Source organism: Mesorhizobium sp. M1338, assembly GCF_040318045.1.
In the GTDB taxonomy this organism is placed as follows: Bacteria; Pseudomonadota; Alphaproteobacteria; order Rhizobiales; family Rhizobiaceae; genus Mesorhizobium.
The window spans coordinates 149529-164142 of record NZ_JAMYLL010000006.1 but is presented as its reverse complement, the minus strand read 5'-3'; the positions used below and the strand labels follow the sequence as shown (position 1 = coordinate 164142).

The window sequence follows — 14614 nt, the reverse complement described above, 5'->3', positions numbered from 1 at the left end:
CTTCAGGCGGCCATCAGCCGCTTCACCTTTCTGATATCGTCCAGGAACCGCTCGCGTTCGGCTTGCTTGTCCGCCGGCTCACGAATGCGCAGGATGAGGGAGGGATGGATAGTGACAAAGACGCGCAAACCGTCCTCGCGCTCGATCACCTGGCCGCGCATCTTCATTACCGGGATCGCCTTGCCCAGCAGCGACGTCGCCGCTGTCGCGCCGAGTGCCACCGCGATGTTCGGCTTGATCAGCTCGAACTCCTGGTCGATCCACCAGCGGCAGGCCTGAATCTCGCCGGCATTCGGCTTGGAATGGATGCGCCGCTTGCCTCGGGGTTCGAATTTGAAGTGCTTGACCGCGTTGGTGACGTAAACTTTCTGACGGTCGACCCCAGCGTCATCAAGGATGGCGTCGAACACCCTGCCCGCGGGCCCGACGAAAGGCTTGCCGGCGAGATCCTCCTGATCACCCGGCTGCTCGCCGACGAAGATCACCTTGGCATTGTCCGGTCCTTCGCCGAACACGGTCTGCGTCGCATGACGCCAGAGCGGGCAGCGGCGGCAGCCATTCGCGGCCTCTTGCAGTTCCGTGATCGAGCTGGCTTTAGCCTCGTCCGCTATCGGCTCCGCACGCGCTATGGAAACACGCCGGGCTGGGATCTTCGCTTCGTGCGGAAGGCCCGTGCTCGCCATCATCTTGCCTCGTCCATTTCGATATTGAAATGAACGAGATCGACGATGGTTCCTTTCCTTACACCTCGTGCAGATAGAGGTGGTAATCCAGTTCGCTGACCGTGCGCGCCACGCGCAGATATTCCGACTGCTTGATCGCCACGAAGGTCCGGTGCAGGTCTTCGCCGAGCGCGCCCTTCAGGAAGCTGGATGCTCGCGCGGCTTCGATCGCGGCGCGCCAATCGACAGGCATGGTCGTGCGCGTGACTGGCGCCTCGTAGCCGTTGCCGGTGGTTTCGGGACCAGGGTCGAGACCGTCGTCGAGCCCTTTGGTTATAGCGGCCAGCACCGTTGCCGCGATCAGATAGGGGTTGGCATCGACGCCGGATGGCCGATGCTCGATGCGCCGATTTTTCGCGTCGCCCGCCGGCACGCGCAGCGCCACCGAACGATTGTTCACGCCCCAGGTCGGCGCCACCGGCGCATAGGATTGCGAGACGAAGCGCCGCCAGGAATTGGCGTGCGGCGCAAACACCAGCATCGATTCCGCCATCGTCTGGATCAGGCCGCCAAGCCCCTGGAGCAGCGGCAGCGACCAACTCTCGCCGCCGGCTTCGGCAAAGACGTTTCGGCCAGCCTTGTCCTGCAGCGAGACATGGAAATGCATGCCCGAGCCGGCATATTTCTCGATCGGCTTGGCCATGAAGCAGGCGGTGACGCCATGGCGGCGCGCCTGCGCCCGCACCAGGCGCTTCAGCATGACCAGGTCGTCGGCGGCCCTCATCACGTCCTTGCGGTAGTTCAGCGTCAATTCGTACTGGCCGGGCGCATATTCGGAAATCACCGTCTCGGCCGGAATGCCTTGTGCCTTGGCCGCGGCATAGATGTCGGAAAACAGCGGCTCCATGCCGTGCAGGTGATCGACGGAATAGACCTCGGTCTTGCCCGAGACGCGGCCGTCGAGCACGGCGCGCGCCGGCTGCACCTTGCCGTCGGCATCGCGCTCATTGGCAAGGAGAAAAAATTCGAGTTCGAAGGCGCCGGCCGGATAGAGACCCTTGGCCGCCAGTATGTCGACCTGCCGTGCCAGCGCCAGCCGCGGATCCGATGACATCGGCCGGCCGTCGAGCTGGTACATGGCCATCAGCAACTGGCCGCGCGGCGGGTTCGTGCCGTAGAGCGGCACCAGCGTGCCGGGGATCGGCCAAGCCCTGAGGTCGCCGTCGCCGGTCGTCCAGATCAGCCCGGTCTCGTGCACATCCTCGCCGGTGATATCGAGGCCGAGGATCGAGATCGGCATATGGCGGCCGCCCTCGAAGATGCTTTTCAGCTCATGCCGGCGCACGATCTTGCCGCGGCCGACGCCATTGGCATCGGTCAGCACGATATCGAAGGCTTCGATCTCGGGATGGGCGTCGAGAAAGGCTTGCGCCTCGGTGGGCGTCGAGCCCGAAGGTGAGGTCATCATGGCATTGGGGTTGTCCATCGCCGCTTGTCTCATGCCGCAAGCTTTGCCGCAACCGCGCCGAAGGCGGCAATCAGCCGGTTGACCTGGGCTCCTGAAGTCGCCGGCGAGATCAGCATCATGTTGTGGAACGGGGCGATCAGCACGCCGCGATTGACCAGCGCGACATGGATGGCCGCCTCCAGTTCCGGCGCATGCGCCACTTCCGCCTCGGCGCCATTCCTCAACGGGCCGGGCGCGCAGATGAACTCGACGCGCGCGCCGACGCGGGAAACATGCCAGGGCAGGCGGTAGCGGTCGATCACGCCGGTCAGCCCGGCATCGAGCCGCCGCGCCAGATGATCCATGCGGTCATAATTTTCTTCAGTCATCACCTCTTCGAGCGTGGCGCGCATCGCCGCGAACTGCAGCGGGTTGGCCGACAGCGTCGTGCCCATGCCGGAATAGCCCGGCTCCTTGGTCCTGTTGTAATCCGCGTAGCGCGAGGCGACGTCGTCGCTCATACCCCACACACTTGCCGGCACGCCGCCGGCGATCGGCTTGCCCAGCACGAAAAAATCCGGCTCCAGTCCGTATTTCCTGGTGTAACCGCCCGGACCGGTCGAGATCGTGTGCGTCTCGTCGATCAGAAGCAGTGTGCCGGCTTGGTGCGTTAGTTTGCGCAGCGCGTCATGGTAGCCCGGATCGGCCACCACCATGCAGGAATTGGTCAGCACCGGTTCGGCGATAACGCAGGCGACGTCCTTATTCCCAAGCGCGGCTTCGAGTGCTGGAACATCGTTGAACTCGATGACCTTGGCCGTGCGCGTCAGGTCGCGGAACTCGCCCGCCAGCCCCGGCCGGTTGACGGGCTTGCCGTCGATCAGCCGCACCATCGTCTCATCGACCGAGCCGTGATAGCAGCCATTGAAGACCAGGATATTCTCCCGGCCGGTGACGGCGCGGGCGACGCGCAACGCAAAGCGGTTGGCGTCGGTCGCCGTCGTCGCGATCTGCCAGAACGGCAGGCCGAAACGCTGCCGCAGCAGCGGCCCGATCGCGAGCGCGTCTTTCGAAGGCAGCATATAGGTCAGGCCGCGTCCGGCCTGGCGGCGGATGGCGCGCGCCACCGGCGTCGGCGAATGGCCGAACATCGAGCCGGTGTCGCCAAGGCAGAAATCGTCGAGCCTGATACCGTCGATATCGGTGATGGTCGCGCCCCTGGCGCTGTCGACCAGGATGGGAAACGGCGTCGGCCAGTCGTTCATCCAGTGCATCGGCACGCCGCCGAAGAAGCCGGGCAGGCCATTGCCGGCCTTGGCTTGCGACTTTGGCCGGGCCTTGCGGAAGGCCGCGCCCTCGGTCTCGCGCAATTCGGCAATGCGGTCGCGGCCGATGCCGCCGATGGCCATCTTGGAAGTGTCGCTGTGCATGAAAACCCCTCTGGTCTGTCCCTCTTAGCCAATCCATGTCCGCAACCGCAATTGGCCGCGCATCTGTCCTGCATTGGCTCAGCCCTTGGCAGCGGCGCTTGACCGTGCCGCCGAAGTCAGCGCCAATATGAGCGGGAACCAAGGTAGGGGAGCAAATATGCGGACGATCATCTGTGTGGCGACGCTTCTGTCGTCGGCCAGCGCGGCTTTCGCCTCAGGCGGCATCTGGTGCAACGTTGACGATGCCGCTGTGACATTCGACGTCGGTGCCGGCGTCACCAGAGGCATGGGCGGCCCGACCTTCAACTTTCGCGGCGATCTCGAAATCAAGGCGAGGCCAGTTGGCGATCATCTGCGCAAGACGGTGTTCGAGGATTCCAACCTCACCCAGTACTGGCTGGACGGCAAGGAATTGCGGCTGAACATCTACCGCGAGCATCAGCTCGCGGATACCTACAACTATGTCGAGCTGACGATCCTGACCAAGACCAGCGACGAAGGCGTCTATGACGGCCAGTACACGCTCGCCGTCTATGACCATGCCGCCGACACGGACAAGGACGGCAAGACGGTCGAACTGACCGGAAAGGTCTCCTGCGGGGCCGAATGAACCTGAAATTACGCCGTGATGTCGATGACGCCGCAATCTCCGGCCGCACTGCCGAAAGCGACGCGGCGTTCTTCCTTGTCCCACATCATCGAGGTGATGGCGCCCTTGCCCGGCCGCCGCAACAGCACTTCCTTGGCGTCGGCAAAACGCACCGCCATCACCATGCCGTCATCATAGCCGACGGCGACGACATCCTGGCTCGGGTGGCAGGCGACAGCCGTCACCATGGCGTTGCCGCGCGTGCCGAGTTCCAGCGGTGCCTTGCCCATCGGACCGTCCTTGCCTGAAAACGGCCAGACGATCGCCGCCGGCGCGCCGGAACTCGCCAGCCACTTGCCCTTCGCGCTCCACGACAGACTCTTGACCTTGGCGGGATAACCGCTCATGCGCATGTGCTTGCCGTCGGCGAGCTTCCAGCCGTGCAATGCGTTTTCCTGCATGGTGGTGACCAGGAAGGCGCCATCCGGCGAGAAGGTGATGCCGGTGTGGGCGCCGGCCCATTCGAGCTCCACCGGCTTGCCCTCGGCGGCCGGGAAATGCAGCGTCGCGCCATTGTAGCGGGCAACGCCGAAGCGCATGCCCTTGGGCGAGAACGCCAGCCCCTCGACCGAGCGCGGATGGACGAATTCCCGGGTCTTGCCGTCGGCGAAGCGCACGTAGGCGGTCTTGCCGGTCGCATAGGCGATGGCGCCTTGCGGTCCGGCGGCAACGCTGGTGATCCACTTCTTGGCCGCGCTTGCCAATTCCGTGGCCTCGCCGCCCGCTTTCACGGCAAACACCTTGCCGTCCTCGCCGCCGGTGATCAGCCGGTCATTGGGGGCATCGTGAAAGGCGGCTAGCAGCCCGTCATTGGCCTGCACCGTCTTGTGGCCATGGTCCAGCCGGTGGATGGCGCCGTCGGCCATCGCGAAATGCGGCACGTCGCCGAGGAAGACGGCGGCGATGCAATGGCCTTCGAGATCAAGCGGGGCGACTGTGGGCATGACTATTCTATTCACCTGGACGAGATTGTAGAAACAGCCCGGGCGGCTTACTCGACGTTTGCGGTTCCGGCAACCATGAGGTTCGGCAAGTCCCGAGAGGCGATTGTCAAAGCAGTCCTTTCTCCCGCAGATCGGTTGCAAACGTCGCCAGGGGCATCACCAGGGTCAAATCCGATTCTTGGAGGGGCTCGGCGCCATAGCTGGCATACCACCTTGCCGCTCGCTCGCTCTTGGCGTCGATGATGAGCAGGATACCGCCGCCCTCGCCAGCAAGTCGCAGGCAGCGCAACGCCGCGGCAGCAAGCAACTGGCCGCCGAGCCCTTGCCCTGCGACGGTGCGGTCGGTCGCGAGCCGTGCAAGCTTGAAGCCGGAAACCTCGTGTCGGGCTAAGCCTCTCGTCATGTCTTCGGGCACGGTTTCGTAGGCGATTGCAGACGGTGCGATCGTATAGAAACCGAAGATATGTTCCGAAGCCGCGTCATCGACCGCACAGAAGGTCTTGGCTGCATTCTGATCGTGGCTCTGTCGCGCGAAACGCCGTAGAAAATCGTTCATCTGCGCGTCGCCGCAATCGAAGGAAGCCCGATCATGACGTTTCGCAATCGGTTCTTCGTGCCAGGATGGAAGCGTCACAGAGTAGCCGGCAAGGCAGCGATCGCGGCCCTGAGCTTGGCGTTTGGCTTTGGCGGGTGCTCCAACAGGTCGAGGATGCGCGAGAAATCGCGACCGGACACCTTCGTCACCTCCGCTGCTTCGATCACGGCCTGCGCTTCGGGCACGACCTTGTCGAGGATAAAGTCGGCCATATCCTTGTGCGACAGCGCTGCGGCGCGGGAGATCATCGCCTTTTGCTCAGCCGGAATGCGGATTTGGTAGCGCTCGGTCTTGTTGTCGGCTGATCTAGGCATAGGTCACTCCTCGCCGCTAATATCGTGTACACATGATATGTGTACACGAGGAGATATTCAACCCGCAATGAGCAGCGCTACGAAGGATGACCTAGGCCTGGCAGGCGTCAAAGCTCTTCTTCAGCCGCTCGGCGTCGAGTTCGCGGCCGATGAACACCAGCCGGCTTTCATGCTTCTCGCCGTCCTTCCAGGCGCGCTGGTGGTCGCCCTCGATGATCATGTGCACGCCCTGGATGACATAGCGCTCGTCATCGCCCTTGAGCGCGATGATGCCCTTCAGCCGCAGGATGTTGGGGCCTTCCATCTGGGTGATCTTCTCGATCCACGGGAAGAATTTCTTCGGGTCCATCTCGCCGCCGCGCAGCGACACCGACTGCACGGTCACGTCATGGATGTCGGAAGGATGCGCGTGATGGTGGTGATCGTGTCCGTCATGATCATGATGATCGTGGCCGTCATGGTCGTGGTCATGATGGTCGTGATCGTCATGCGCCTCGAGGAAATGCGGATCGTTTTCCAGTGCCCTGGACAGGTCGAAGGCGCCGCGGTCGAGCACTTCGGACAAAGCGACGCCGGCTCGTGTCGTGCGATGGATCTTCGCCGCCGGATTGATGGCGCGGATCGTCGCCTCGACCTTGGCAAGCTCTTCGGTGGTGACGAGGTCGGTCTTGTTGAGCACGACGACGTCGGCGAAAGCAATCTGGTCCTCGGCTTCCCTGGAATCCTTGAGCCGCAGCGGCAGATGCTTGGCGTCGACCAGCGCCACCACCGCGTCGAGCCTGGTCTTGGAGCGCACGTCGTCGTCCATGAAGAAGGTCTGCGCCACCGGCACCGGATCGGCGAGCCCGGTGGTCTCGACCACGATGGCGTCGAAGCGGCCGGGCCGGCGCATCAGGCCCTCGACGACGCGGATCAGGTCGCCGCGCACCGTGCAGCAGACGCAGCCATTGTTCATCTCGTAGATTTCCTCGTCGGATTCCACGATCAGGTCATTGTCGATGCCGATTTCGCCGAACTCGTTGACGATGACGGCGTAGCGCTTGCCGTGGTTTTCCGACAGGATGCGGTTGAGCAGCGTCGTCTTGCCGGCGCCGAGATAGCCGGTGAGAACGGTTACGGGAATCTGCGTCTGTGCGTCGCTCATGGGTTGCCTCGAACTATCTGGGCCGCGAAAGATCCGGCCATCGAAATGAGATTGTCGGCTCCATATAGGATGTGCGCCGGGCTTTTGCACGAGGCAAACCGATGGGCCAAACAAGCTGCTGCCATTACCGAATTTTGACTGGCGAGAGCCGCTGTGACCGCCTAGATCAGGATACGGGAGGCCAATTCGAGAGGCAGGATATGTCCGGCAAGCCATCCTCCTTCCCATTGAGCCGGCGCCAGGCGCTCGGCTTGATCGCGGTCACGGCCGGCGGTGGTGCCTTCCTGCCCGCCTCCGCGATGGCCGCCCAATCTTCGGCTACCCAAGTTTCACCCTATGCCGGACTGGCTCTGTTCGAAACCGGCGCGGGCGTGTGCGTCATTACGCCTGAGGTGACCGAGGGGCCGTTCTATTTCGACCCGAAACTCGAACGTGCCGATGTCACCGAAGGCAAGAAGGGCATTGCTCTTGCTGTCCGGCTGCAGGTCGTCGACGCTGCCTGCCGCCCGCTTGCCGGCGCTCGCGTCGATATCTGGCATTGCGACGCCCAAGGTGCCTATTCGGGCTATCCGGGACAAGGTGACGGCAGGGATGTCGATACATCGGGCCAGACCTTCCTGCGCGGTTGGCAGAAGACCGATGCAAGCGGCATCGTTTCCTTCGCCACCATCTATCCCGGCTGGTATCGCGGTCGCACCACCCATATCCATTTCAAGGTTTTCCCCGACGACAGTTCGGTGATGACCGGCCAGTTGTTTTTCCCCGACGGTCTCAGCGAGCAGATATTCACCACGGTCGCACCCTACAATGACCGGCCCCGCAAGCGTGACACCTCGAACACCAGCGACGGCATCGCCAGGCAGGCCGGACCGCTGTCGCAGGCCGCACTGCGCGAGGTGGAGGATGTCTATCAGGCGCTGATGATCGTCGCGGTGAAGCCCATCTGAGCGGCATTCCCTCACGCACCCTGCCCACGGCGAAAACTCCGGCCGCGAAAACTCGTTTGTCATCTAACTGAAATAAACATCTGGCATTAGCCACGGCGGACACCACAATTGCTTGCCGGCAAAGCTGTTTGAAGCGCCGGAATCTTTTTGATCGTCGATTGCCAACCGGCCGGCTGCCTCTATGCTACCCGCACCGGTACGGCCGAAGAGGGATGACCATGGCCAAGGCGGACAAGACTGCGACAATGAGCCGGCTGCATTCGGCGGCAAGGCTGGCAAGAACCGCGCTGGCGGCACGGCTTCTGGCGCACGGCTTCTATGCCGGCCAGGACCAGATCATGCTGTCGCTCGACCGTGAAGATGGCCAGACGCCTGGCAATCTGGCAGGACGCCTCGGCGTGCGCCCGCCCACCATTACCAAGACCATCAACCGGCTTCAGGCCCAGGGTTTCCTGGAGAAGCGCGCCTCCGAGGCCGATGCCCGCCAGGCGCATATCTTCCTCACCGACACCGGGCGCGACATCATTCACGCTATCGAGAAATCGGTGAAGAAGACGGAAAAGCAGGCGCTGAAAGGCCTCGACAAGAAGGACCAGAAGACGCTGTTCAAGCTGCTCGCCCGCATCGAGGCCAACCTCTCGAACGAAGAACTGGCGTTGATCGACGACGACGCCGAGCTGGACGACTGATCGTACGGCAGGCGTTCAAGCCGCCGCTGCGGCCGATCCACGGATCAGCGAAGACCAGCGTCCCGGCGTCATGCCGAACGCCTTCTTGAATTGTCTTATGAAATGGCTTTGGTCGCTGAAGCCGGCGTCGACGGCGATCTGCGCCAATGGTTCGCCGGCGGCGATCATCCGCCGCGCGCGCTGAAGCCGGCGCATCACCAGGAAGCGATGCGGGCTGGTCGAGAAGGCGGCGCGGAAATGCCGTGACAAGGCATAGCGGTCGAGCCCGGTGACCGCTTCCAGTTCGCCCGAACGCACCGGCCGGGCGAGGTTTTCCGTAAGATAGTCGCGCGCCAGCATAGCCGCCCGCCACGCCGTTCTGGCCATTGGCTTGGCAGGTTGGCCGGCATGCCGTGTCAGGCTTTGCATCAGTTGCGTCAGGAAGTCGTCGACGAACAATTCGTCGAGTTCCTGCTCCAGCGGCCCCAGCGCCGAAAGCAGCATTGCGCGGAAAGCCGCGTCCGTCACCACGCCATCCCCAACAAAAGGCAGCGAAGCGCCGCCAAGGCAGTCGAGCATCAACGACGGCTCCAGGTAGAGCATTCGGTAGCGCAGGCCGTCCTCGGTGCCCGCGCCGCCGTCATGCAACTCGTCGGGATGCAGCACGATGATCTGGCCGGGCAGGCTGTGGCGCGTCTCGCCGAGATAGCGAAACGTCTGCACCCCGTGCAGCGTCACGCCGATCGCATAGGTATCGTGACGATGCAGGTCGAAGGCGCTGCCATGGAACCGCGCCTCGATGCGCTCCATGCCGGCGGGGTCGGGGGCGGAGATGATGCAGTTTTCCGCCGCATCGACGCACAAACGTCCAAGACCTCTAAAGGCCTGGCTGTCTAGATCGTGAGACATCGTCTCCTTCAGTCCCGAAACCGGGGCGCAACCTCGAATGGTCTATTTTCTCATGTTCGATACGAAATTTGCAATCGTGCTCAGGCAGGATCTGCCGGTCTGGCAGAAACTCAACGTCACCGCCTTCCTGACCAGCGGCATCGCCGCGCAGTTTCCGGACATCATCGGCGAGCCCTATCGCGACCGCGCTGGCAATCTCTACAACCCGCTGTCTATCCAGCCCGTCATCGTGCTGTCGGTCGACCATGCGACGCTGGCCACCATCCACAGGCGCACGCTGGAGCGCGGCGTGACCACCTCGCTCTATGTCGAGGAGATGTTTTCGACCGGCTTCGACGCCGCCAACCGCGCCGTCTTCGCCGAGTTCGCGCCCGAAGACGCCAAGGTGGTCGGTATTGCGCTTCGCGCCGAGAAGAAGCTGGTCGACAAGATCACCAAGGGTGCCCGCATGCACGCCTAGCTTTCCGACGCATGGACCAAGCCTGTCGCCGCGTCTTGTTGTGCCAGGCGCTTTTGGCTTGCCGGGAGCCGGCAATTCCCGCAAAGGTGGGCTTCAGCCAGCTTCCCACCCGGCCTGCAAGTGAGTGCTCCCCAAAGATATCCAGAAAGCGCGACGCCCCCGGTGGCGATCCTGTGCATGCTTTCCACCTATGTCTGCTTCACCTTCCTCGACACCAGCAGCAAGTATCTCGTCCTGGCCGGCGTTTCCGTGCTGATCGTCGCCTGGGTGCGCTTTGCCGTGCATGTGGTGCTGGTCGGCACGCTGCTGCGCGGCTGGCGCCAGCCGGCGCGATTTCGCCCGGTCAATCTGCCGGCACATGTCCTGCGCGGCCTGTTCCTGTTTGGATCGACCATATTCAACGTCCTGGCGCTGCGGTCCCTGCAACTGGCCGAGACCACCTCGATCTATTTCTTCGGGCCGATGGTGATCACGGCGCTGGCCGGTCCGCTGCTTGGTGAGTGGGCCGGCTGGCGCCGCTGGCTGGCGATCCTGGCGGCCTTTGCGGGGGTTCTCATCATCACCCGGCCAGGCGTCGGGGTTTTCGGCATCGGGCATCTCTTCGCGCTCGGCTCGATGCTGTCGAACTGCTTCTACGTCATCATGACGCGCCGCATGTCGGCGACCGAGACGCCGGAGAGCCTGATCCTGTTCTCGGCGCTGGCGCCGGCGCTGCTGCTGTTGCCCTTGCTGCCGTTTTCGTTTTCGCTCCCACATGACGGCTGGCACTGGTTCGTGCTGCTCATGCTTGGCGTGTTCGGCGGCGTCGGCCACTGGCTGCTGGTTCAGGCCTACCGGCTGGCGACGACCACGGCATTGGCGCCCTATACCTATTCCCAGATGGTGTGGATGATCATTTCCGGCTGGATCGTCTTCAAGCAGTTTCCCGACCGCTGGACGCTGGTCGGAGCCGCCATCATCGTCGCCAGCGGCCTCTACATCGTCCACCGCGAGCACCGGCTTCGGCTGCAGAGCCGCGCGGCCTCGGATGTCGAGGCGGAAGCGCTGGCAAAAAAACTTTGATTTGCCTCCGATCGGTGGCATAACGCCGCCTTTAAACAGTTTAGGTCTGAATTCAGGTCGTTCGGGGGGCGCAAGGCGCTGGCACAGAAAATCAAGCTTTCGACGATCGCGGATGCGCTCGGCGTGTCCACGGCCACGGTCTCGCTGGCGCTGCGCGACAGCCCTCTGGTTGCCGGAATCACCCGCGACCGCATCAAGGAACACGCCCGCGCCATCGGCTATATCTACAACCGCCGCGCCGCCAGCCTGCGCACCTCGCGGTCGGGCATTGTCGGCGTTGTCGTCCACGACATCATGAACCCGTTCTTCGCCGAGATCCTGCGCTCGATCGAAAGCGAGCTCGACCGCAGCCGGCAGACCTTCATCCTGTCCAACCACTATGATCAGCTCGAAAAGCAGCGCACTTTCATCGACACGCTTTTGCAGCTCGGCGCCGACGGGGTCATCATGTCGCCGGCCATCGGCACACCGGCCTCCGACATCGTGATGGCCGAGGAGAATGGCCTGCCGGCGGTGCTGATCGCGCGCACCGTCGAGGGCGCCGACGTGCCGGTCTTTCGCGGCGACGATGCCTATGGCACCGGGCTCGCCACCAACCATCTGATCTCGCTCGGCCACAAGCGCATCGCCATGATCGGCGGCACCGACCAGACCTCGACCGGCCGCGACCGTTACCAGGGCTACGTCAATGCCATGGACGCGGCCGGGCTGGAAGTCAGGCCGTCCTGGCGCATCGCCGGCCCGCGCACCAAGCAGGCCGGCTTCGAGGCAGCCGGCCAGTTCCTGGCGCTGAAGGACAGACCGACGGCTGCCTGCTGCTGGAACGACCTTGTCGCCATCGGCCTCATGAACGGCATTGCCCGCGCCGGCCTGGTGCCCGGCGTCGATATCTCCGTCACCGGCTATGACGATCTCGAAGAGGCGGCGATCGCGACGCCGGCGCTGACCACCGTCTGGAACGGACAGCGCGAGGTTGGCCGCCGCGCCGCCAGCGCGCTGCTCGACAAGCTCAACGGGCAGATGGTGCGGCCCTCGCAGGAATTGATCAAGCCGGAACTGCATGTGCGTCAGTCGACCGGCAAGCCGGTGGAGCGTGCATGACCAAGGCCGAACAGCTGCAAACCGTCGCCATCCTGGTGCCGGGCGATTTCAACGATCATGCGATCGACCGCATCAACCGCACATTCAGACGTGTCACAATCGAACGCGCCGATCCCTCCCTGGTCACCGACGAGATGCGCGGCAACGTGCGTGGCATCGCTTCGTTTGCCGGCATCAACGCGGCGATGATGGATGCCCTGCCCAATCTCGAACTCATCGCTTCCTTCGGCGTCGGCTATGATTCAGTCGATGTCGGCCATGCGGCGGCGAAAAACATCATGGTCACCAACACCCCCGACGTGCTGACCGAGGAGGTTGCCGACACCGCCATCGGGCTGCTGATCAACACTGTCCGCGACCTGCCGCGCGCCGAAGCCTGGCTGCGAGACGGCAGTTGGGTGCGCAAGGGCAACTATCCGCTGAGCCGGCTGACCTTGCGCGGGCGCAGTGTGGGTATTTTTGGCATGGGCCGCATCGGGCAAGCCATCGCCCGGCGGCTCGAAGCTTTCGGCCTGCCGGTTTCCTACCACAACCGGCGCCAGGTTGAAGGCTTGAGTTATCAGTATCACCCGACGCTGAAAGGGCTTGCCGAAGCCGTCGATACCCTGATTTCGGTGGCACCTGGCGGAGCTTCGACGGAGAAGGCGGTCAATGCCGAGATCCTGTCGGCGCTCGGCGCCGACGGCGTCTTCGTCAACATCGGCCGTGGCAGCACGGTCGATGAGTCGGCGCTTGCGGCATCACTCGCCAACGGCATCATCGCCGCTGCCGGCCTCGATGTCTTTGCCGACGAGCCGAACGTGCCCAAGGCGTTGCTCGACGCGCCAAACACCTCGCTGTTGCCGCATGTCGGCTCGGCTTCGGACCACACCCGCCGCGCCATGGCCGACCTGTGCGTCGACAATCTGGTGTCCTGGTTCACCGAGCGCCGCCCGCTGACGCCGGTGCCCGAGACGGCTGGGGTCAGGGCTCGTGGCTGAGCCGCGGCTGCCACACTTATTAACGTCAGCTTAACCCTTTGGAATCATTCTTTATCCTGTGCGTGTGCGTGGATGAAGAATGATGAAAGCACTTTCCGCATTGATCGCTGCCGCAGCGCTGTTTGGCGGCATTCAGCTGTTTCACGGTGGCAGCGGTGAAAGTGCCGCCGACGAAGTCGCGCCGTCCAACAGCTACAGGTTGGTCGCCAATGGCCATGAGGCGGCCTGTGCGGTCAGCCGCGGGGCCGAAATTTCGGATGGCTTGGCCCTGCTCACCGTTGCTCCGAAATGCCGCCGGCTCTTGCCGGGCATAGAGCAGGCGAAGTTCTGGCGCGAGCAAAACGACGGCACGGTCGCCTTCAGCGCCAACGGTGTCGATGCGATCGTCACATTCGCGGCTGCCGACGGCGACGGCTATGAATCCTATGCCCCGGCCGCGCCACTTCTGTCGCTGGCGGCTACCGGTGATTCGAAATCCGGCGATTGATTATTCGGCCGCGGCCCGCGCGCCAGCCTTCGCCGCGGCGTGCAGGCGAACCGCATCGCCGAAGGCACGGAATATTTTCGTCGAGTTGCTGTCCGAATTGACCCAATATTCCGGATGCCATTGCACGCCGACGGCGAAGGCGCGGGCATCCCTGACCGACACCGCCTCGACCGTGCCGTCGCTGGCGACGGCCTCGATCTGCAGCTTCGGGCCGAGCCGGTCGACGGCTTGGCGGTGTACGGAATTGACCATGATATCACCCTCGCCGAACACACCGGCCAGGCAGCTTCCGGGCTTGATCGTCACCTTTTGCCGGATACCGAAGCGTTCGTCCTGATTGTCGCTCACCGGCGCACGGTGATCGAGCGAACCCTCACGCTCCTGGATCTCGGTGCCGAGCGTGCCGCCCAGCGCCACGTTCATCTCCTGGATGCCGCGGCAGATGGCGAGCAGCGGCACGCCGCGCTCGATCGCCTGGCGGATCAGCGGCAGCGTCGTGGCGTCGCGCGCCGGGTCATAGGGGCCGTTGGCTTCGCTGGCATCGCCGCCATAGAGCGAAGGATGCACATTGGATTTCGAGCCGGTGACCATGACGCCGTCGACCGACGACAGAAGTTCGCCGAAGTCGAGCCGGTCGCCGAATGATGGCACAAGCACCGGGAACACGCCGGCGCCGGTGATCGCCGCTTCCAGATATTGCTGCGGGGCGGCATGCCAGGTGTAGTTGTCGAACTGACGGACGTCGGTCGATATGGCGACGAGCGGCTGATGCATTTTGGCTCTGTGTTCCATCTGGGCAAGGGAATGTCCTGCCT

At 63.6% G+C, this 14614-nt stretch carries 17 protein-coding genes; 8 read left to right on the top strand and 9 right to left on the bottom strand.

Features of this window, described 5'->3' with window-relative positions; translation table 11 throughout:
• Nucleotides 1-2 precede the first annotated feature (2 nt).
• The 3 genes from NKH19_RS08815 to NKH19_RS08805 are packed head-to-tail and all read right to left on the bottom strand — an operon-like array spanning nt 3 to nt 3539.
• Entirely contained in the window at nt 3-683 is a 681-nt protein-coding gene (locus NKH19_RS08815) for a UdgX family uracil-DNA binding protein (protein ID WP_352869394.1), read from the bottom strand.
• A 58-nt stretch (nt 684-741) separates the two neighbouring features.
• Nucleotides 742-2127 carry a glutamine synthetase family protein gene (locus NKH19_RS08810; protein ID WP_502910890.1) on the bottom strand — a complete coding sequence of 462 codons (1386 nt, stop codon included), beginning with the start codon at nt 2125-2127 and terminating at the stop codon, nt 742-744.
• A gap of 32 nt (nt 2128-2159) precedes the next feature.
• On the bottom strand, nt 2160-3539 hold the full coding sequence (locus tag NKH19_RS08805) for an aspartate aminotransferase family protein (protein ID WP_352869249.1): 1380 nt from the start codon (nt 3537-3539) through the stop codon (nt 2160-2162).
• A gap of 157 nt (nt 3540-3696) precedes the next feature.
• Between NKH19_RS08805 and NKH19_RS08800 the strand changes: the two genes are divergently transcribed.
• Nucleotides 3697-4149: a hypothetical protein gene (locus tag NKH19_RS08800; protein ID WP_352869247.1), complete on the top strand. Its 453-nt coding sequence runs from the start codon at nt 3697-3699 to the stop codon at nt 4147-4149.
• Nucleotides 4150-4157: 8 nt separating this feature from the next.
• Here NKH19_RS08800 and NKH19_RS08795 read toward each other — a convergent pair whose 3' ends face one another.
• From NKH19_RS08795 to NKH19_RS08780, 4 genes are all read right to left on the bottom strand, one after another.
• Nucleotides 4158-5132: a WD40 repeat domain-containing protein gene (locus NKH19_RS08795; RefSeq protein WP_352869245.1), complete on the bottom strand. Its 975-nt coding sequence runs from the start codon at nt 5130-5132 to the stop codon at nt 4158-4160.
• 106 nt (nt 5133-5238) lie between these two features.
• The gene (locus tag NKH19_RS08790) at nt 5239-5766 is read right to left on the bottom strand and encodes a GNAT family N-acetyltransferase (protein ID WP_352869243.1); all 528 of its coding nucleotides are present in this window, start codon (nt 5764-5766) and stop codon (nt 5239-5241) included.
• Nucleotides 5763-6041: a type II toxin-antitoxin system TacA family antitoxin gene (locus tag NKH19_RS08785; RefSeq protein ID WP_352869241.1), complete on the bottom strand. Its 279-nt coding sequence runs from the start codon at nt 6039-6041 to the stop codon at nt 5763-5765. The genes NKH19_RS08790 and NKH19_RS08785 overlap by 4 nt, the downstream gene beginning before the upstream one ends.
• A 91-nt stretch (nt 6042-6132) precedes the next feature.
• Nucleotides 6133-7185, bottom strand: coding sequence for a CobW family GTP-binding protein (locus NKH19_RS08780; protein ID WP_352869239.1), 1053 nt, complete (start codon nt 7183-7185; stop codon nt 6133-6135).
• Between the two features lie 200 nt (nt 7186-7385).
• On the opposite strand from NKH19_RS08780, the gene NKH19_RS08775 reads away from it, so the two are divergent.
• Nucleotides 7386-8132 carry an intradiol ring-cleavage dioxygenase gene (locus NKH19_RS08775; RefSeq protein ID WP_352869236.1) on the top strand — a complete coding sequence of 249 codons (747 nt, stop codon included), beginning with the start codon at nt 7386-7388 and terminating at the stop codon, nt 8130-8132.
• A 218-nt stretch (nt 8133-8350) separates the two neighbouring features.
• On the top strand, nt 8351-8821 hold the full coding sequence (locus tag NKH19_RS08770; RefSeq protein WP_352869234.1) for a MarR family winged helix-turn-helix transcriptional regulator: 471 nt from the start codon (nt 8351-8353) through the stop codon (nt 8819-8821).
• Nucleotides 8822-8836: 15 nt separating this feature from the next.
• Here NKH19_RS08770 and NKH19_RS08765 read toward each other — a convergent pair whose 3' ends face one another.
• Nucleotides 8837-9709 carry an AraC family transcriptional regulator gene (locus tag NKH19_RS08765; RefSeq protein ID WP_352869232.1) on the bottom strand — a complete coding sequence of 291 codons (873 nt, stop codon included), beginning with the start codon at nt 9707-9709 and terminating at the stop codon, nt 8837-8839.
• Between the two features lie 52 nt (nt 9710-9761).
• Between NKH19_RS08765 and NKH19_RS08760 the strand changes: the two genes are divergently transcribed.
• From NKH19_RS08760 to NKH19_RS08740, 5 genes are all read left to right on the top strand, one after another.
• Nucleotides 9762-10169, top strand: coding sequence for a DUF2000 family protein (locus tag NKH19_RS08760; protein ID WP_352869392.1), 408 nt, complete (start codon nt 9762-9764; stop codon nt 10167-10169).
• A 177-nt stretch (nt 10170-10346) separates the two neighbouring features.
• On the top strand, nt 10347-11231 hold the full coding sequence (locus NKH19_RS08755; protein WP_352869230.1) for a DMT family transporter: 885 nt from the start codon (nt 10347-10349) through the stop codon (nt 11229-11231).
• A gap of 78 nt (nt 11232-11309) precedes the next feature.
• Nucleotides 11310-12332, top strand: coding sequence for a LacI family DNA-binding transcriptional regulator (locus NKH19_RS08750; RefSeq protein WP_352869391.1), 1023 nt, complete (start codon nt 11310-11312; stop codon nt 12330-12332).
• On the top strand, nt 12329-13312 hold the full coding sequence (locus NKH19_RS08745) for a 2-hydroxyacid dehydrogenase (protein WP_352869228.1): 984 nt from the start codon (nt 12329-12331) through the stop codon (nt 13310-13312). Before NKH19_RS08750 ends, NKH19_RS08745 begins: the two co-directional genes overlap by 4 nt.
• Before the next feature lie 82 nt (nt 13313-13394).
• Nucleotides 13395-13799 (top strand): hypothetical protein, encoded by a 405-nt coding sequence (locus NKH19_RS08740; protein ID WP_352869390.1) that lies wholly within the window; start codon nt 13395-13397, stop codon nt 13797-13799.
• On the opposite strand, the gene NKH19_RS08735 is transcribed toward NKH19_RS08740, so the two are convergent.
• Complete coding sequence (locus NKH19_RS08735) at nt 13800-14573, bottom strand: gamma-glutamyl-gamma-aminobutyrate hydrolase family protein (RefSeq protein WP_352869225.1); 774 nt, start codon at nt 14571-14573, stop codon at nt 13800-13802.
• Nucleotides 14574-14614: the final 41 nt, after the last annotated feature.